Genomic DNA, 17,485 nt, shown 5'->3' on the forward strand with positions numbered 1-17,485 from the left:
CGCAGGCACAGGCACGGGCGCGGGCGCAGGCACAGGCACGGGCGCAGGCACAGGCACGGGCGCGGGCGCAGATGGGGCGGCGGCCATGAGCGCGTCCGCGCGGAGCCGGAAAGCTGCCGCGACCTCGGCGTCCGACCCGCGCGGAGTGCGCCGTCGCCGCCCGTGCCGCCCTCCGGACGCGGCGCCGGGCGAGCTGCCGGCCGCCCCGCCGGGGCGGACACCGGCCCTGGGCCGAGCGCGCCCCGCGGGGCCGGGTCCGTGGGACACACGGCGTGCGGCGCGATGCGTGGCCCGGTGCGTGGGCGGGTCCATGGCCGCGTGTGCGGGGAGATCCGGGGACCGGTGCACGGGCGTAGCCGCTTCGGCACGGCTCTGCCGGTCGGTGGCACGGTCAGCTGCGAGAAGTGAACGGAGTGTCATGCCTCACGACGCTAGACACTTCCGGGGAAATCCACCGAGCTGCCCCAATTACGGTGGATAACTCGTCAGTTGTGGATATCCGCGTCACCCGCAGGAATGACTTCAGCGCGGCGCGACCACGGCTCCCAGCAGCCCCGGCCCGGTGTGCGCCCCGATCACCGCGCCCACCTCGCTCACATGCAGGTCCACGAGCCCGGGAACCCTGCCCCGCAGCCGCTCCGCCAGTCGCTCTGCCCCGTCCGGAGCGGCCAGGTGATGGACGGCGATGTCCACAGCCCCCGTTCCGGCCCGCGCGGCGACGATCTCCTCGAGCCGTGCGATCGCCTTGGACGCCGTCCGCACCTTCTCCAGCATCTCGATGCGCCCGCCGTCGAGTTGCAGGAGCGGTTTGACGGCCAGGGCCGATCCAAGCAACGCCTGCGCCGCACCGATGCGTCCGCCCCTGCGCAGGTAGTCCAGCGTGTCGACGTAGAAGAACGCCGATGTGCCCGCTGCCCGCTTCTCGGCCGCGGCCACCGCCTCGTCCAGCCCGCCGCCCGTCCCGGCGGTCTCGGCCGCGGTGAGCGCGCAGAATCCCAGGGCCATGGCGACCATGCCGGTGTCGACCACGCGTACCGGCACGGGCGCGTCCTTCGCCGCGACCACGGCGGCGTCGTAGGTGCCGGAGAACTCGGCCGACAGATGGAGCGAGACGATGCCGGTGGCGCCCGCCTCGGCCGCGGCGCGGTACGCGGCGGAGAAGACTTCCGGGCTGGGCCGTGACGTGGTCACGGAGCTGCGCTTCTGCAGGGCGAGCGCCAGCGACCTGGCCGAGATCTCCGTGCCCTCCTCCAGGGCCTGGTCGCCCAGGACGACGGTCAGCGGCACCGCGGTGATGCCGTGCCGTTCCATCGTCTGGGGCGGCAGGTAGGCCGTTGAATCGGTGACGATCGCGACATGGCGGGACATGAGCCGGAGGTTACCTTCCGGGGTGGGGGCACGGCAGCCCGGGACCGACCTGCTGATCATTTCGGGTTGCCCCCGTGTCCGCTCCTGACACGCCCCGGACCTTTCGGAGGCGTTCAATACGCGCCCGTGCGCCTCACCCGGACAGGCCGAGGACGGCCCGCGTCTTCGTCGTCGCGGCCGCACCCGTCAGTTCGTGGTCTCCGGCCTGGCCGACTTCTGCCACGGGTAGTCCGCGCGCAGCCGCGGGTCCGGAGGGGTGAGCGAGGGCGGCGGCGCCTCCTCGGCGGGTCCGCCCCAGCTGTGCCCCGCCGCATCCGTCCGTGCCGCCGGCTCCTCGGTCGTCCAGTGCCGCAGAGCGCCGGACTCCAGGTCGATCTGCGCGTTGAGTGCGGCCAGATCGTCGTCGGCGAACTGCCGGGCCCGGTCACGCGCCGCCCAGCGCAGCGATTCCGCCGAGTGTGTGATGCGCTCCGTCCGCTCCTTCAGGGCGGGGAGCAGCGTGGCCACCGTCGCCCGGTCCGGCTCGCGCTCCAGGCGCTTGAGCTCGTCGTCGAGCTCGCGTCCGTGCACGCTCAGGCGCTGGAAGAGCCCCAACGACTCCGACAGGGAGGCGTCCTCCGCCACCCCGGCGTTCAGCGCGTCCTGGGTGGCCCGCATCGACGTACGCAGCGTGAGCCTCAGCTGCGCGAGCTCCCCCGGCACACCCGGCTGGCCGTAGCTCTTGGCCCGCAGGGCGGTGTCCTCGACGGAGCGGCGTGCCTGCGTGATCGTCCGGTCCACACCCCGCTTGGCGGCGCGCACCGTCTTCACACCGGCGTACACCCCGAGCGCCATGAACGCCACGAACAGCAGCGTCAGGATCAGGATCACGGCTTCCATGAACGCCCCTCGGGTTGTCGGTCGGCGGCCGGCATGCGGTCGCCCCTTCTACCGTAAACGGAACGGGCAGGCCGAGGGTTCCACCGGAACCCCCAACCTGCCCGTAGGGGAAAGCCCTGGCACGCTCGCCGGGCCGCCCGCACCGTTACGCGGGGACCGCCATGCCGCTCGCGCCGTTACGCCGGGACGATGTTGACCAGCTTCGGTGCCCGCACGATCACCTTGCGGATCCCGGCCCCGCCCAGTGCGGCGACGACGTTCTCGTCGGCCAGGGCCAGCGCTTCCAGCTCCTCGTCCGAGATCGACGGAGAGATCTCCAGGCGCGCCTTGACCTTGCCCTTGACCTGCACCACACAGGTCACGGTCTCGTCCACGACGTACGCCGGGTCCGCGACCGGGAAGTCCTGGTGCACGACGGACTCGGTGTGACCCAGCCGACGCCACAGCTCCTCCGCCACGTGCGGCGCCAGCGGTGCGACCAGCAGGACCAGCTGCTCGGCGACCGACCGCGACAGCGGCCCGCCCGCCTTCGTCAGGTGGTTGTTCAGCTCGGTGACCTTGGCGATGGCGGTGTTGAACCGCATCCCCGCCATGTCCTGGCCGACACCGTCGATGGCCTTGTGCAGCGCCCGCAGCGTGTCCTCGCCGGGCTCCGTGTCCACGACGGTGACCTCACCGGTCTCCTCGTCGACGACGTTGCGCCACAGCCGCTGCAGCAGCCGGTACTGGCCGACGACGGCCCGGGTGTCCCACGGACGCGAGACATCCAGCGGGCCCATGGCCATCTCGTACAGCCGCAGGGTGTCCGCCCCGTACTCGCCGCAGATCTCGTCCGGCGTCACGGCGTTCTTCAGGGACTTGCCCATCTTGCCCAGGACGCGGCTGACCTTCTCGCCGCCGTGGTAGTACGCCCCGTCGCGCTCCTCGACCTCGGCTGCCGGCACCGCGATACCGCGGCTGTCCCGGTAGACGAAGGCCTGGATCATGCCCTGGTTGTACAGCTTGTGGAACGGCTCGACGGACGAGATGTGCCCCAGGTCGTGCAGCACCTTCGACCAGAAGCGCGCGTACAGCAGGTGCAGCACGGCGTGCTCCGCGCCACCGACGTACAGGTCGACGCCGCCGGTCGGCGCCCCCTCGCTCGGCCCCATCCAGTACTGCTCGATCGCCGGGTCGACCAGCCGCCGGTCGTTGTGCGGGTCCAGGTAGCGCAGCTCGTACCAGCAGGAACCCGCCCAGTTCGGCATGGTGTTGGTCTCGCGGCGGTACTTCCGCGGACCGGCGCCGTCGCCCAGGTCCAGGGTGACGTTGACCCAGTCGGCGTTCCGGGACAGCGGGGTCTCGGGCTGGGTGTCGGCGTCCTCCGGGTCGAAGGTGCGCGGCGAGTAGTCGTCGACCTCAGGCAGTTCCAGCGGCAGCATCGACTCGGGCAGCGGGTGGGCGATGCCCTCCTCGTCGTACACGATCGGGAAGGGCTCGCCCCAGTAGCGCTGACGGCTGAACAGCCAGTCACGCAGCCGGAAGTTGACGGTGCCCTCCCCGACGCCCCGCGCCTTCAGCCACTCGGTGATCTTCGCCTTGGCGTCGACGACGCCCAGGCCGTCCAGGGAGATCTCCTCGTTGGCGGAGTTGACCAGCTTCGCGTCGTACGAGCCGAACGCGTCGTCCCACGTCGAGGGGTCCAGGCCGCGGTCGTCAGCCGGCTCGACGACGCAGCGCATCGGCAGCTCGAAGGCGCGCGCGAAGGCGAAGTCGCGCGCGTCGTGCGCCGGTACGGCCATGATCGCGCCGGTGCCGTACCCCATCAGGACGTAATCGGCGATGAAGACGGGGACCTTGTCGCCGCTGACCGGATTCGTCGCGTAGGCGCCGGTGAAGACACCGGTCTTGTCCTTGGCCTCCGCCTGCCGTTCCACATCGGACTTGGCCGCGGCCTGCTTGCGGTAGGCGGTGACGGCCTCGGCCGGGTTCGCATGGCCACCGGTCCACACGGGGTGGGTGCCCTCGGGCCAGGCGGCGGGGATGATCCGCTCGACCAGGTCGTGCTCGGGCGCCAGCACCATGTAGGTCGCGCCGAACAGCGTGTCCTGGCGGGTGGTGAAGACCGTGATGTCTCCGGCCCCGTCGACGGGGAAGTCGACGCGCGCGCCCTCGGAACGGCCGATCCAGTTGCGCTGCTGCAGCTTGATGGCCTCGGGCCAGTCCAGGCCGTCCAGGTCGTTCAGCAGCCGGTCCGCGTAGGCCGTGATGCGCATGTTCCACTGGCGCAGCTTGGCCTTGAAGACCGGGAAGTTACCGCGCTCGGAGCGGCCGTCGGCCGTCACCTCCTCGTTGGCCAGCACGGTGCCCAGCCCGGGCGACCAGTTGACGGGGGCGTCCGAGGCGTACGCCAGGCGGTACTGCCCCAGGATGTCGGCGCGGTCGGCGGCGCTCAGCTCGGTCCACCGGCCGCCGCCGGGGACGGGGCGCTCACCGCTCTCGAACTGCGCGACCAGTTCGGCGATCGGGCGGGCCCGGTCGGCCTCGGTGTCGTACCAGGAGTTGAAGATCTGCAGGAAGATCCACTGGGTCCACTTGTAGTAGTCCGCGTCGATCGTCGCGAAGGAGCGGCGCTTGTCGTGCCCCAGGCCCAGCCGGCGCAGCTGGACCTTCATGTTCTCCATGTTGGCCTCGGTGGAGGCCCGCGGGTGTGTGCCCGTCTGCACGGCGTACTGCTCGGCCGGCAGGCCGAAGGCGTCGAAGCCCAGGGTGTGCAGGACGTTGTGCCCCGTCATCCGCTGGTGACGGGCGTAGACGTCGGTGGCGATGTAGCCCAGCGGATGACCGACATGCAGGCCGGACCCCGAGGGGTACGGGAACATGTCCATGATGAACTTCTTGGGCTTGGCGGCCAGCTCCGGATCGTCCGCCAGCTCACCGGTCGGATTGGGCGCCTCGTACGTCCCCTCGGCGTCCCAGAAGTCCTGCCAGCGTGCCTCGATGTCGGCGGCCATCGCTGCCGTGTAGCGGTGCGGCGCGGCCACCTCGGCCGCGGAATTCGTCTCGCTCATGATCCTCAAAGCTCCATCGATCGTCATCTGCCGGCGCCCACGTCTACGGACACACGTCTACGGAAACGAAAAATCCCCTCGCACAGGAGGGGACGCCGCGCCGAGTCCGACCAGGCATTCTCACCGGTCGGGAATGATCAGCGCGGCTCGCTAAGCAGAAGGCGTACGGCACGCATGGCGTCAGGGTACCGCACAGGCCCGGGGCACGGCCCGGCACATACGCGGCGGAGGGGCCGCACGGGGCCCGCCGCACCGCGTCCGGAAGATCGACCGGCTCGCCGCGCACGACGCCATGCTCTCCGGAGCCTCCCTGGCCGTGGTGGGTGGCGCGCTCGGCGCCGGCGACATCCTGCGACCGGGCCGGCGACCTGCCCGATCGGCGAGTCGCCGAGGATCGCCGACTGGCCGGCCGCCGAGACGGCAGGTCTACGGCCCGCACAAGCTCGGGCCGCACTGCCGCAGCGGACGGCCTTCCCGAGCTGATCAGGCGGAGACCCGACGGCTGCCTGGTGACGGACACAACAAGAAGCGGGTCATCCGATTCGGATGACCCGCTTCCTCACTGTGGAGCTAAGGAGAATTGAACTCCTGACCTCCTGCATGCCATGCAGGCGCTCTACCAACTGAGCTATAGCCCCGTGCTGTTTTCCGCCCGGTTCCCCCGGCGACATCGAGAACATTACACGGTCCCACCGGCCCATCAAAAATCGTTTCCACTTCGTCCGCATATGACCGGCGCTCACCGCCCTGACCAGCGGTTGCTCCGGCCATGAGGAGCGTGCACCGGAGGCGCACAACACGTCAGGCGGTGGCGAAGGAGTAGAACCTCTTCAGGGTGCAGTGCTCCTCGAGGAGCCGGCCGTAGATGGGCTCCCCTTCGAGCTCCCGGTACGTCTCGATCGGGTCCCCTTTTATGACCAGTGCCCGCGCGCACTCCTCGCACCAGTACTGGAACTCCGCGTTGACGGGGTCCATGTCCCGGACGATGGGCGTACCACTGCCGCACCAGTCGCACTTCCTCCTGTGTGCACCCATCCGGTCAGCTCCGGGGGTGGCCGCAGGCCGCGCACGCGGAGTAGCCCTCTTGCGAGGCGTCGGGGGAACGGGCCGCGGCGGATCCGTGAGCGGCGGAGCGGCGGCCGGTGGGGGGATGGGGCGCGGTGAGGGTAAAGGGCGGGCCCGGGGCCCGTACGCGGCTCGCAGGCATCGCGCTCCCTCCCGATCGGTCCGTCGCCCCCTCCGGCGGTCCGATTCTGCCATGGCCCCGCAAGGAGGTCAGCCCGACGACCGCCCCGCTGAGCGGCTTTGCCCTGAACGAAGGAGGCCGGAGCGTCCGCCGTACCTGCGAAGAAGGGGCGGCAGCGCCCTGTCGGCCCTTGTCCCAGGCGGGCCAGGGCAGTTGAGGCTCGGCGACGCGGACCACCGCACCGGTTCCCGGTGAACGGCAAAAAAAGATCCCGCCCCCTGCCGGGGACGGGATCCTTGCTGTGGAGCTAAGGAGAATTGAACTCCTGACCTCCTGCATGCCATGCAGGCGCTCTACCAACTGAGCTATAGCCCCGCTGTCCGCTGTGTTTCCCTGCGTTTCCGCGCTGCGAACAAGAAGAACTTTAGCCTGCGACGAGCCGGAAAGTGAAATCCGGCCCCCGGTGCCCCGAGGGGGGCCTCCGGGCACCCGCTAGTCGTCGTCCCCGAGCACCGGTTCGGGAAGTGTCCCGGCGTTGTGCTCGAGGAGGCGCCAGCCGCGCGCGCCCTCGCCCAGCACGGACCAGCAGCAGTTGGACAGCCCGCCGAGCCCCTCCCAGTGGTGGGCCTCGAGACCGAGCAGCCGGCCGATGGTCGTCCGGATGGTGCCGCCGTGGCTCACGACGACGAGCGTGCCCGCGTCGGGCAGCTTGCCGGCGTGTTCCAGGACCACCGGGGCGGCCCGGTCGGCGACCTCGGTCTCCAGCTCGCCACCGCCTCTGCGGACCGGCTCACCGCGCTTCCACGCGGCGTACTGCTCGCCGTACTGCCCGACGATCTCTTCGTGCGTGAGGCCCTGCCAGGCGCCCGCGTACGTCTCACGCAGCGCCGAGTCGTGCGCGACGCCGAGACCGGTGACCGAGGCGAGCTCGGCAGCCGTGGCCGCCGCCCGCCGCAGGTCGGACGCCACGATCGCGTCCGGCTTCAGCGACGCGAGCAGCCGGGCGGCGCGGCGGGCCTGGCCGACACCGGTCTCGGTCAGCTCGATGTCCGTGGAGCCCTGGAAGCGGCGCTCCAGATTCCACGCCGTCTGCCCGTGCCGCCAGAGGACGATCTTGCGGCCCCTGCCGCTGCTGCTGCCGTTCAGCTCTGGTCACCTTCCGTGCCGCCGTTGAGCTGGGCGTGCTCCTCGGCCTTGCCCCGGGTCCTGAGCGCGTCCTCGGGGAGGGCGATCTCGGGGCAGTCCTTCCACAGCCGCTCGAGCGCGTAGAAAACGCGCTCCTCGCTGTGCTGGACGTGGATCACGATGTCGACGTAGTCGAGAAGGATCCAGCGGGCGTCGCGGTCGCCCTCGCGGCGCACCGGCTTGGCGCCGAGCTCCTTCAGCAGCCGCTCCTCGATCTCGTCGACGATCGACTTGACCTGGCGGTCGTTGGGAGCCGAAGCCAGCAGGAAGGCGTCGGTGATCGACAGCACGTCGCTGACGTCGTAGGCGATGATGTCGTGCGCGAGCCGGTCGGCCGCCGCCTGGGCGGCGGCGTTGATGAGCTCGATGGAGCGGTCCGTGGCGGTCACATGCAGGCTTTCGTCGGCGGTCAGATCGACCTCTAGGGTCTCACGGACCGCCGACAGCCCTTACGACGTCGGCTCGGAGATCTTGTAGTCCTGTCCGAGGGCGACGGACACGTCGGCGTTCGCGGCCGGCTTGCCCTTCTTCACGGCACTCTCCGGCAGACCCAGGGTTTTGGCGACCTCGACCGCCTTGGCCTTGTCCCCGGCGGCCCCGTAGACCACCTCGGACGACGCCGCGGTGTCCGCCTTGCCGCTGTCGACGAAGGTGTAGCCCCCGTTGACGAGCTGCACCCTGGCGGTCTCCGTGCCCTTCGTGTCGCCCGTGGCGTTCCTGATGCCGACGCGTACCGCCGCACCCTGCTCCGGGGCCTTCACCTTGCCGCCCAGTACGTCCTTGACGACGCTCTCGGTCGCCGCGTCGGTGAGGGTCCCGTCGCTCTGGACCGGGAGCAGCTCCGTTTCGTAGTCGCCCACCTTGGCGTGCCCGGCGAGCTTCGCCAGGGAGGCGCCGAGGTCCTGCTCCGGCAGGGACGGGTCGAGGATCTGCGCGAGGGTCTCGATGGTGACGGTTGCGGCCTTGGGGTCCTCGGACAGCTTGCGCAGCACGCTGCGCATCACCTGCCCGAAGCGCGTCAGCTGCTTGGCCTCCGGCTCGCCCTCGCCCTGGTAGGTGGCGTACGCGACGGCCATCGGACCGCTCAGCGTCTGTGCCTCCCCCTTGTTCACCAGTGGCGGCGCGCCCTTCTTGGAGTCGGGCACGGCGGTGTCGGTGTCGACCTCGATGTTGCCCACGAGCTCGACGAGGTTCTCGAGGTACGGGGTGTCGAGGCGCCAGGTTCCGCTGATGCTGGTGCCGAGCAGGGTGTCGATCGCCTCACGGGTGCCGGTGGACCCGTCGTCGTCGACGGACTTGCCGAGCGTGGTGGTGGACCCGTCGTCGGCGGCCACGGCCAGCGAGTTGGGGAGCAGGACGGTGGTTCCCCGCTCGGTGGTGACGTTGTCGACGAGCAGCGCCGTCGAGGTGCCGCCCTTCTTGGTGTTGTGCAGGTGGACGACGATGACGTCCCGCTTCTGCGGGCCCGTCGCCGCGGCGTTCTGCTCGTCCTTGCCCGAGACTCCCGGGATCTTCCCGGCGAACCAGAGGTAGCCCGCTCCACCGACGACCACGAGAGCCACGACGACTATGAGCGCGACCATCCGGTTGTGCCCGCGTCGGCGTGCCTCCTCGCGCCGCTCGCTGCGGCTCTCGGTGAATTTGAGCCAGTCGATGACGTCTTCGGAGTCCTCGTCGGGCTCCTCGATGAAGGAGAACTGCTCGGCACGGTCGTCGCGGTCGGCACGGCGTTGCCCGGGGAGAGCCGGGTCCGCCGGCGGTTCCGGTTCACTCCGCTGTTCCGGGAAGGGAGGCGGGGCCGGGGCCGCGGGCGCGGCCGTCGGCGCGGCGGTGGCCTGCGGTGCGTTCCACTGCTGGGTGGAGTCGTCCACGGCGGGCTGCCGGCCGGTGTCGTAGCCGTACCCGCCGTAACCACCGCCGTCGTAGCCGTACCCCTGCTGCGTCGGCTGTGCCTGCTGTGCCTGCTGGGTGGCGTACGGGTCGTACTGCTGCTGCGTGCCGGCGTACGGGTCGTAGCCGTAGCCCTGCTGCGGCTGCCCGTCATGTTGGGGCTGCTGGGGCTGCTGGGGCTGCTGGGCATACGGGTCGTACTGCTGCTGGCCCTGCTGCTGGTAGACCGGCTGCCCGTACTCGTCGTAGCCGATGATCTGCGGCTGCTGGTACGGGTCGTACGGGTCGTGTCGGTCGGTCACAGGTGCCCCTCTCCGTGGCTCATTCGCCGCGGTACAGCTGGCGCTTGTCGATGTAGCGGACGACACCGTCCGGCACGAGGTACCAGACCGGCTCCCCCTGCGCGACCCTGGCACGGCAGTCCGTGGACGAGATCGCCAGCGCGGGCACCTCCATCAGCGAGACGCCGCCCTTGGGCAGCCCGTCGTCCGTCAGCAGGTGCCCCGGCCGGGTGACGCCGATGAAGTGGGAGAGCGAGAAGAGCTCCTCGGCGTCCCGCCAGGTCAGGATCTGCGACAGGGCGTCGGCGCCGGTGATGAAGAAAAGGTCGGCGTCGCCGTGGACCGCGTGCAGGTCCCGCAGCGTATCGATCGTGTACGTCGGTCCGCCACGGTCGATGTCGCTGCGGCTGACCGAGAACTGCGGGTTGGACGCCGTCGCGATGACCGTCATCAGATAACGGTCCTCGGCCGGCGAGACCTGCTTGTGGCTCTTCTGCCAGGGCTGCCCGGTCGGGACGAAGACGACCTCGTCGAGGTGGAAGTGGGCCGCCACTTCGCTCGCCGCCACCAGGTGTCCGTGGTGGATCGGGTCGAAGGTCCCGCCCATCACGCCGATTCGGCGCTTGCCGCGGCCGGTAGGCACTTCCTGCTCTTCCATGCGTGCAGACCCTACTGGCACAGCTGTTCGCCTCTGCCTCAGCGGTCTCGGTTGAAGCGGGTGGTGATCCACAGCAGGAGCAGCAGCACGAGGAGCGCACCGCCACCGGTGAGGTACGGGCTGAGGCTTTCGTGGTTACCACCCTGTTCGCCTTCGGAGGCGAGGGTGACCAGCTGGTGCGCGGTGCTCGAGAGGCTCATCTTCTGCAGGACCTATCCATCGGGAATCAGGAGGGAGACGTCGCGCACATCGTATGCGGGCGCCCCGGGCACGCTCACGCCGACTCAGTCGTTGTTGTCGTCGTTGCGGTATCCACGCAGGAGGAACCAGGCGAGCAGGGCGGCGCCGACGAGCGAGACGAGCAGCACGATCCGGAGCGTGTTGCCCGGTCCCTGGTCCTCGGACACGGCGGCGAGCATGACGGCGGTGTGCGGCATTCCGGGCGCTCCTCAAAGTTATCCACAGCCCCCCGCACACCGTAGCGCCAGCGCATACGCTGGCATTTGTCAGGGGGACGAGCAACGTCTCGTACGAACAGGGGGCATCCATGACCGACGCCAGTCACGAGAGCGTGCCGAGCAGGCACCGCAAGCGATTCCCGGACATCTCCTCACGGGCCTACGAGCACCCGGCGGACCGCTCGGCCCTCGTGGCCCTGCGCAAGCTGAGCGGCTTCGACACCGTGTTCAAGGCGCTGAGCGGCCTCCTGCCCGAGCGCAGTCTGCGGCTGCTCTTCCTCTCGGACTCCGTCCGGGTGAGCGACGCCCAGTTCACGCATCTCAACGACATGCTGCGGGACGCGTGTTACATCCTGGACCTCAAGAAGGTCCCGCCGATGTACGTGAACCAGGACCCGCAGCCCAACGCCATGTGCATCGGCCTCGACGAGCCGATCATCGTGGTGACGACCGGGCTGGTGGAGCTGCTCGACGAGGAGGAGATGCGTGCCGTCGTCGGCCACGAGGTGGGTCACGCCCTCTCCGGCCACGCGGTGTACCGCACGATATTGCTCTTCCTCACCAATCTGGCGCTCAAGGTGGCGTGGATTCCGCTCGGCAATGTCGCGATCATGGCAATAGTGACCGCGCTGCGCGAGTGGTTCCGCAAGTCGGAGCTGTCCGCCGACCGTGCCGGCCTGCTGGTGGGACAGGATCTGCGCGCCTCGATGCGCGGGCTGATGAAGATCGCCGGCGGTAATCATCTCCACGAGATGAATGTGGACGCCTTCCTGGCCCAGGCCGACGAGTACGAGAAGGGCGGCGACCTCCGCGACTCCGTGCTCAAGATCCTCAATGTGCTGCCCCGGACGCATCCGTTCACCACGGTCCGCGCGGCCGAGCTGAAGAAGTGGTCGGAGACCCGCGACTTCCAGCGCATCATGGACGGCCATTACCCCAAGCGCGACGAGGACAAGGACACCTCGGTGACGGACTCCTTCCGTGAGTCCGCGTCGCACTACGCCGACACGGTGCGCACCAGCAAGGACCCGCTGATGAAGCTGGTCGGTGACATCGCCGGCGGTGCGGGCGACCTCGGCGGCAAGCTCCGCGACAGGTTCACGGGAGCTGCGGGCGGGGGCGCCGCCGGTGGCGGCGCGGGCAAGGGCGGCGCTTCGGCCTCGGACGCTACGGACGGCTCCGAGGGGACCTGGCGACGCCCGGATCCTGAAGAGGGCTCCGGGTCGGGGAGCTGACGGCCAGCGTGCCGCAGAGCGCCGCCGCGGGCACGCCCGTGGCATAGGGGTCGGTGCCTGCGGGCCCCCGGGTGTCCGCCCGCTCGCCCGCGAGCAGCGGGCGCAGCGCTCCCGTCGTATCGGCCGAGCACGCCTGCGGGCCGGCCTGGACGTAGGCGCTGCGGACCTCCAGCCGGTGCAGCCGGATGTCCTCGCGGTCGAGCAGGAAGTGCAAGACGCGGCGCACGGTGAAGAGCGAGGCTCCGTCGGCCCGCTGGGGGCCGGACACGGCGGGCCGCAGTGCGTAGGTGAAGGTGTGGTCGGACACCACCTCCAGGGTGTCCGCCCCCGCTTCCGCGTAGGAGAGGGTGCCCTGCACCCTGATGTCGGAGTCGGCCAGTTCCACCTCGGCCGGGTCGAAGCGCACCAGCCAGCCGGTCGCACTGTGCACGCCGTCGTCGGCCGGTGCGTTTATGCTCCGGTCGAACTGCGCCGTCTGATCCGGGTCGAGCAGCCGGCCGACCGGCCTCACGACCCCTGCGGTGAGTACGTCGGGGTCGAGGGAGGAGCCCACCAGGTAATCCTTCACCGTGGTCAGGGCGATGGTCACCTGACTGTCCGAGAAGTTCTTCGTCCGCCGGACCGACGGGAAGTTGATGCCCGCCGCGCCCGTCCGGTGCCCGGCGGCCGGGCCGTCGGCGAGGAGCGACTCGGCGGCTCCTCCGGGTACGGGGCTTCGGGGGGCGAGCGGGATCACCGTGGTCTGCAAGGGTTCCGCGCGCCTGCCGACGGGCGTCGGGTAGGGGTTGCGGAACCCGAAGTAGACGGCGGTGGCGAATGCCAGCGCGATCAGCACGACGAGAGCGATGCCCGCCCTGGAGCGGTGCCGGCGGACCGGGCGGCCGGGAAGGGAGCGTACGGCGCGCGCGTGGTCACCCATGCGCTCCTGGGCGGAGAATTCCTGCAGCCTGGCAGCGCGGACGAACGATTCGTCGAAGACGACTGAGCGGTACTCGTCCTCCCCGCCCGAGGGGTTGTCGGGCGGATCTTCCGGCGGTTCTCCGCGGCCTGTCATGACTTCTCCCGATCTCCGCGCCACCGGCGGGGCTGGCGCTGGGGTCCGCCTCAGCCCCTTGGCATCGGGCGGACCTGTCCGTCACGGGTTCGACACATGGACACGTGACTTGCCTCTTCCCGGCCACGGGACGGGAGGAGGGGTCACAAGGTCATACCTTCAGATTGGGTCGATCCTCATCACGGTAAACGCCCCGCAGGTGGGAGCGCAGGTGGAGCGCCGCCGGGAGAGCGGTCGCGAGGCAGGCAGGGAGAAGCCACGGCCGGGAGGAGTGACGGAGGGAGGGGGATGCGGGGCGGGGAACGCGGCTCAGGGGGTACGGGGAACGGCCGAGACCGCAGGGCGGGAGTAGTCGGCCGAGGCGGAGGGAGCCGCGCCCGGCTTGTCGACGCCGCTGGTCGCGGGGGGCGGCACCTGGTCCTGCCGGCTGCCCGCGGCGCCGCGGTACACGGCGCTGAAGGCCAGCGCCACCATCCCGATTCCCATCAGCAGGGCGAGCAGCCAGGCGACCGGCCGGTGCCAGCGCGACGTACCCCGGTAAGGGCGCAGGGAGCCGCCGTGGGGCCCGTAGGGGCCGTTGCCGTCCTCGTGGAGGCCGTCGGGGTCATCGGGGTCGTAGAGGTCGCCGAAGGCTCTCTCGCGGCCGTACGCCCCGTCCGGGCCGTAGCCGTCGTCGTAGAGGTCGTCGTCCGGAGGGCCGCCGCCGGAGCGCGCCCTGCTCGCCTCGGCTTCGGCGCGGGCCTGCGCGGCGGCCAGCAGGCGCTCGACCGCGGTGGGCTCGTGGATCTCGGCGGACCGGACGAAGTCCTCGTCGAACACCACGGAGGCGAAGTCCTCGTCCGCGCCCCCGCGGTCGTCGTCGGGCTCCCAGCCGTCCGGGAACGGCCTGCCCCCCACGTCGTCCGGCACGGCTTCAGCGTAGCCCCGGCGGGGCGATTTGGGCAGGGAGCCCGCGCATTCGCCCGGACATGCACGCCCGCCCCGCCCGGGGCCCCGGGACTAACGGATGTGGCCGTCGCCGGTGACGATGTACTTCGTGGACGTCAGCTCCGGCAGCCCCATCGGCCCCCGGGCGTGCAGCTTCTGCGTGGAGATGCCGATCTCGGCGCCGAAGCCGAACTGGCCGCCGTCCGTGAAACGCGTGGACGCGTTCACGGCGACCGTCGTGGAATCCACCAACTGGGTGAACCGGCGGGCCGCGGCCTGCGAGGTGGTGACGATCGCCTCGGTGTGGCCGGAGGACCAGAGCCTGATGTGCGCCACAGCCGATTCCAGCGACTCCACCACCGCGGCGGCGATGTCGTACGAGAGGTATTCGGTCTCCCAGTCCTCCGGGGTCGCCGCCACGACGGTGGCCTTTGACCCCTCGGCGTGCGCGAGCACCCGCTCGTCGCCGTGCACCGTCACGCCGGCCTCGGCCAGCGCGTCCAGGGCGAGGGGCAGGAAGTCCGCGGCGACGTCCTTGTGGACCAGGAGCGTCTCGGCGGCGTTGCAGACGCTCGGCCGCTGCGCCTTGGAGTTGACCAGGATCTCGACGGCCATGGAGAGATCGGTCTGCGCGTCGACGTACACGTGGCAGTTGCCGGTGCCCGTCTCGATGACGGGGACCGTCGACTCCTCCACGACCGTGCGGATCAGGGAGGCGCCACCGCGCGGGATCAGCACGTCGACGAGGCCGCGGGCCCGCATCAGCTCGCGGACCGAGTCGCGGTTCTCTCCCGGGACGAGCTGCACCGCGTCCGCCGGGAGGCCGGACCCGCCCACCGCGTCACGGAGCACCCGCACGAGAGCGGTGTTCGAGGCGTACGCCGACGAGGATCCACGCAGCAGTACCGCGTTCCCCGACTTCAGACAGAGCGCGGCGGCGTCGACCGTCACATTGGGCCGGGCCTCGTAGATGATGCCGACCACCCCGAGCGGCACCCGCACCTGGCGCAGGTCGATCCCGTTGGGAAGGGTCGAGCCCCGGACCACCTCTCCGACCGGGTCGGGCAGCGCCGCCACGTCGCGTGCGTCGGCGGCGATCGCGCGGATGCGCTCCGGGGTGAGCGTGAGCCGGTCGACGACCGACTCACTCGTCCCGGCCTCTCGGGCCTTCGCGACGTCCTCGGCGTTGGCATCGACGATCTCGCCGGTGCGCACCTCGAGGGCGTCCGCGATCGCCAGCAGGGCGTCGTCCTTCGCCGCGCGCGGGAGTGGCGCGATGTCGTCGGCGGCGGCGCGTGCCCGGTAGGCGGCCTGGGCGACCGGGGACATGTTGTCGTACGGCGAAAGCGTGGTCATGCCCGCAGGGTAGTGCGCACACCGCGGGCATCCGTCACGTATCCCGTGATGCGAGACAGGCGTATCAGCGTCCGCACACCCGGTCCGGTATGCCCCCGTCAGTACGGGTGCACCCCGACGGGGGCGGCCGGTGGCGGTCCGTAGCCCTCGGCGATGCGCAGGTGGTAGGTCTCCCGGTCGATGACCTCCAGGCCGACGATCTCCCAGGGCGGGAGCTTCGCGCTGGACCGGTGCTCGCCCCACAGCCGCAGCGCCACCGCCGCGGCGTCGTGGAGGTCCCGGGCCTCTTCCCAGTAGCGGATCTCCGCGTGGTCGTTGGCGTACCGGCTGGTCAGCAGGAACGGGTGGTCGTGCGCCAGCTGTTCCAGTCCGCGTCTGACCTCCTTCAGCGGTGTCTCACCGCCGGAGACGCTGAGGGTGATGTGCCACAGCTTGGAGCGGGTCAGCTCCTCGTCCGTCACCACCGGTTCCTGCTCGGTGGTCCGGTCGGTGGGCGTGCCGACGTAGTCGGCTCCCGCCCCGACGCTGGTCAGGGCACGGCTGCCCGTTCCGCGGGGCAGCGCCCCCGGGCGCGCTCGTCTCACCGGCGGCCTCCTGTGAATGTGTAGCTGTGCCGACCCCACTGTGTCCCCGTGACAAAGTTGACCAGCCCGGGACCGGATGTGGGGCGGTTTTCATGAAGGTGTCCGCCCGAAGGCTGGACTTTCAGCCGTTTCAGGGGGTCGGGCGGGGCGCGAGGACGACGAGATCGTCCCTGTGTACGACTTCCCGCTCGTAGGCCGGGCCCAGCTCGCGCGCGAGGTCGCGGGTGGACCGGCCGAGCAGCTGCGGGATCTCCTTGGCGTCGAAGTTGACCAGCCCGCGGGCGACGGCCCGGCCGGCCGGGTCCCGCAGCTCGACCGGGTCCCCTGCGGAGAACTCGCCCTCGACCGCGGAGATACCGGCGGGGAGCAGGGACGTCCGGCGCTCGACGACCGCGCGCACGGCCCCGTCGTCGAGCACGAGGGCGCCCTGCGGTGTCGAGGCGTGGGCCAGCCAGAGCAGCCGGTCGGCCGAGCGGCGCCCGGTGCGGTGGAAGTACGTGCCGGTGTCACGCCCGCCGAGGGCGTCGGCGACGTGGCTCGCCGAGGTGAGGACGACCGGGATCCCGGCGGCGGTGGCGATCCGGGCCGCCTCCACCTTGGTGACCATGCCTCCGGTGCCGACACCCGCCTTTCCCGCGCTGCCGATGGTGACGCCTTCCAGGTCGGCCGGTCCGCTCACCTCCGCGATGCGGGAGGTGCCCGGCCGGCTCGGGTCCCCGTCGTAGAGGCCGTCGACGTCGGACAGGAGGACGAGCAGGTCCGCGTGCACCAGATGGGCGACCAGTGCGGCGAGCCGGTCGTTGTCCCCGAACCGGATCTCGTCCGTGGCGACCGTGTCGTTCTCGTTGACGACGGGGAAAGCTCCCATCTCCAGGAGCTGGTCGAGCGTGCTGTAGGCGTTGCGGTAGTGGGCGCGCCGGCTGGTGTCGTCCGAGGTCAGCAGCACCTGTCCGACGCGTACGCCGTACCGGGCGAAGGACGCGGTGTAGCGGGCGACGAGGAGTCCCTGGCCGACACTGGCCGCGGCCTGCTGGCGGGCCAGGTCCTTGGGTCTGCGGACGAGCCCGAGGGGTGCGAGGCCGGCCGCGATGGCGCCGCTGGAGACGAGGACGATCTCGCGCTCCCCGCCGCTCCTCACCTTGGCGAGGACGTCGACGAGCGCGTCCACCCGATCGGCGTCAAGCCCTCCCGCCGCTGTGGTGAGCGAGGAGGAGCCGACCTTGACCACGATCCGGCGGGCGTCGGTCACACCGGGCCTGCGCCCCACGCCGCTCCCGGAGGGTGTGTGGAGTGCACCTTCGGGCACCCTTGCCGCACCTTCGGGCTCCCTTGCCGCGCCTTCGGATTCCCTTGCCCCTGACACGTACGCCCGTC

16 protein-coding genes and 2 tRNA genes are annotated in these 17,485 nt (G+C 70.8%); 1 reads left to right on the forward strand and 17 read right to left on the reverse strand.

What is annotated here, in order from left to right:
* Window positions 1-522 precede the first annotated feature (522 nt).
* From AB0P41_RS02365 to AB0P41_RS02420, 12 genes are all read right to left on the reverse strand, one after another.
* Window positions 523-1,368, reverse strand: coding sequence for a DegV family protein (locus tag AB0P41_RS02365; RefSeq protein WP_356715456.1), 846 nt, complete (start codon window positions 1,366-1,368; stop codon window positions 523-525).
* Window positions 1,369-1,554: 186 nt separating this feature from the next.
* Entirely contained in the window at window positions 1,555-2,247 is a 693-nt protein-coding gene (locus tag AB0P41_RS02370) for a hypothetical protein (RefSeq protein ID WP_356715458.1), read from the reverse strand.
* Window positions 2,248-2,423: 176 nt separating this feature from the next.
* A complete protein-coding gene (gene leuS / locus AB0P41_RS02375; protein ID WP_365929548.1) occupies window positions 2,424-5,297 on the reverse strand; it encodes a leucine--tRNA ligase in 2,874 nt (957 codons plus the stop codon).
* Between the two features lie 565 nt (window positions 5,298-5,862).
* Window positions 5,863-5,935, reverse strand: a tRNA-Ala gene (locus AB0P41_RS02380).
* Window positions 5,936-6,098: 163 nt separating this feature from the next.
* The gene (locus AB0P41_RS02385) at window positions 6,099-6,332 is read right to left on the reverse strand and encodes a hypothetical protein (protein WP_356715462.1); all 234 of its coding nucleotides are present in this window, start codon (window positions 6,330-6,332) and stop codon (window positions 6,099-6,101) included.
* A gap of 453 nt (window positions 6,333-6,785) precedes the next feature.
* Window positions 6,786-6,858: transfer RNA gene (locus tag AB0P41_RS02390), tRNA-Ala, on the reverse strand.
* Between the two features lie 117 nt (window positions 6,859-6,975).
* Window positions 6,976-7,629 (reverse strand): histidine phosphatase family protein, encoded by a 654-nt coding sequence (locus AB0P41_RS02395; protein WP_356715560.1) that lies wholly within the window; start codon window positions 7,627-7,629, stop codon window positions 6,976-6,978.
* Window positions 7,626-8,057, reverse strand: coding sequence for a ribosome silencing factor (gene rsfS, locus AB0P41_RS02400; protein WP_356715464.1), 432 nt, complete (start codon window positions 8,055-8,057; stop codon window positions 7,626-7,628). Before rsfS ends, AB0P41_RS02395 begins: the two co-directional genes overlap by 4 nt.
* Window positions 8,058-8,117: 60 nt before the next feature.
* Window positions 8,118-9,860: an LCP family protein gene (locus AB0P41_RS02405; protein WP_365929552.1), complete on the reverse strand. Its 1,743-nt coding sequence runs from the start codon at window positions 9,858-9,860 to the stop codon at window positions 8,118-8,120.
* Window positions 9,861-9,879: 19 nt separating this feature from the next.
* Window positions 9,880-10,497: a nicotinate-nucleotide adenylyltransferase gene (gene nadD, locus AB0P41_RS02410; RefSeq protein WP_356715468.1), complete on the reverse strand. Its 618-nt coding sequence runs from the start codon at window positions 10,495-10,497 to the stop codon at window positions 9,880-9,882.
* A 38-nt stretch (window positions 10,498-10,535) separates the two neighbouring features.
* Window positions 10,536-10,697: a hypothetical protein gene (locus AB0P41_RS02415; protein WP_356715470.1), complete on the reverse strand. Its 162-nt coding sequence runs from the start codon at window positions 10,695-10,697 to the stop codon at window positions 10,536-10,538.
* A gap of 84 nt (window positions 10,698-10,781) precedes the next feature.
* Window positions 10,782-10,934, reverse strand: coding sequence for a hypothetical protein (locus tag AB0P41_RS02420; protein ID WP_187355734.1), 153 nt, complete (start codon window positions 10,932-10,934; stop codon window positions 10,782-10,784).
* Window positions 10,935-11,044: 110 nt separating this feature from the next.
* On the opposite strand from AB0P41_RS02420, the gene AB0P41_RS02425 reads away from it, so the two are divergent.
* Window positions 11,045-12,190, forward strand: a complete 1,146-nt coding sequence (locus AB0P41_RS02425; RefSeq protein ID WP_356715472.1) for a M48 family metallopeptidase — start codon at window positions 11,045-11,047, stop codon at window positions 12,188-12,190.
* Here the strand turns inward: AB0P41_RS02425 and AB0P41_RS02430 are convergent.
* The 5 genes from AB0P41_RS02430 to proB form a co-directional block, all read right to left on the reverse strand.
* On the reverse strand, window positions 12,123-13,244 hold the full coding sequence (locus AB0P41_RS02430; protein WP_365929554.1) for a hypothetical protein: 1,122 nt from the start codon (window positions 13,242-13,244) through the stop codon (window positions 12,123-12,125). The two genes, AB0P41_RS02425 and AB0P41_RS02430, sit on opposite strands and share 68 nt — an antisense overlap.
* Window positions 13,245-13,553: 309 nt before the next feature.
* Window positions 13,554-14,153, reverse strand: coding sequence for a hypothetical protein (locus tag AB0P41_RS02435; protein WP_356715476.1), 600 nt, complete (start codon window positions 14,151-14,153; stop codon window positions 13,554-13,556).
* Between the two features lie 90 nt (window positions 14,154-14,243).
* On the reverse strand, window positions 14,244-15,527 hold the full coding sequence (locus AB0P41_RS02440) for a glutamate-5-semialdehyde dehydrogenase (RefSeq protein ID WP_356715478.1): 1,284 nt from the start codon (window positions 15,525-15,527) through the stop codon (window positions 14,244-14,246).
* A 98-nt stretch (window positions 15,528-15,625) separates the two neighbouring features.
* Window positions 15,626-16,111, reverse strand: coding sequence for a hypothetical protein (locus tag AB0P41_RS02445; RefSeq protein WP_356715480.1), 486 nt, complete (start codon window positions 16,109-16,111; stop codon window positions 15,626-15,628).
* Between the two features lie 130 nt (window positions 16,112-16,241).
* Complete coding sequence (proB, locus tag AB0P41_RS02450) at window positions 16,242-17,360, reverse strand: glutamate 5-kinase (RefSeq protein WP_365929953.1); 1,119 nt, start codon at window positions 17,358-17,360, stop codon at window positions 16,242-16,244.
* Between the last annotated feature and the right edge of the window lie 125 nt (window positions 17,361-17,485).

The organism is Streptomyces sp. NPDC079167 (assembly GCF_040686735.1).
Lineage (GTDB): Bacteria > Actinomycetota > Actinomycetes > Streptomycetales > Streptomycetaceae > Streptomyces.

Coding starts and splice junctions, on each gene's coding strand:
- leuS (WP_365929548.1), bottom strand. CDS start 5,297: ATGAGCGAGACGAATTCCGCGGCCGAGGTGGCCGCGCCGCACCGCTAC.
- AB0P41_RS02370 (WP_356715458.1), bottom strand. CDS start 2,247: ATGGAAGCCGTGATCCTGATCCTGACGCTGCTGTTCGTGGCGTTCATG.
- AB0P41_RS02425 (WP_356715472.1), top strand. CDS start 11,045: ATGACCGACGCCAGTCACGAGAGCGTGCCGAGCAGGCACCGCAAGCGA.
- AB0P41_RS02440 (WP_356715478.1), bottom strand. CDS start 15,527: ATGACCACGCTTTCGCCGTACGACAACATGTCCCCGGTCGCCCAGGCC.
- AB0P41_RS02365 (WP_356715456.1), bottom strand. CDS start 1,368: ATGTCCCGCCATGTCGCGATCGTCACCGATTCAACGGCCTACCTGCCG.
- AB0P41_RS02415 (WP_356715470.1), bottom strand. CDS start 10,697: ATGAGCCTCTCGAGCACCGCGCACCAGCTGGTCACCCTCGCCTCCGAA.
- AB0P41_RS02430 (WP_365929554.1), bottom strand. CDS start 13,244: ATGACAGGCCGCGGAGAACCGCCGGAAGATCCGCCCGACAACCCCTCG.
- AB0P41_RS02385 (WP_356715462.1), bottom strand. CDS start 6,332: ATGGGTGCACACAGGAGGAAGTGCGACTGGTGCGGCAGTGGTACGCCC.
- AB0P41_RS02420 (WP_187355734.1), bottom strand. CDS start 10,934: ATGCCGCACACCGCCGTCATGCTCGCCGCCGTGTCCGAGGACCAGGGA.
- nadD (WP_356715468.1), bottom strand. CDS start 10,497: ATGGAAGAGCAGGAAGTGCCTACCGGCCGCGGCAAGCGCCGAATCGGC.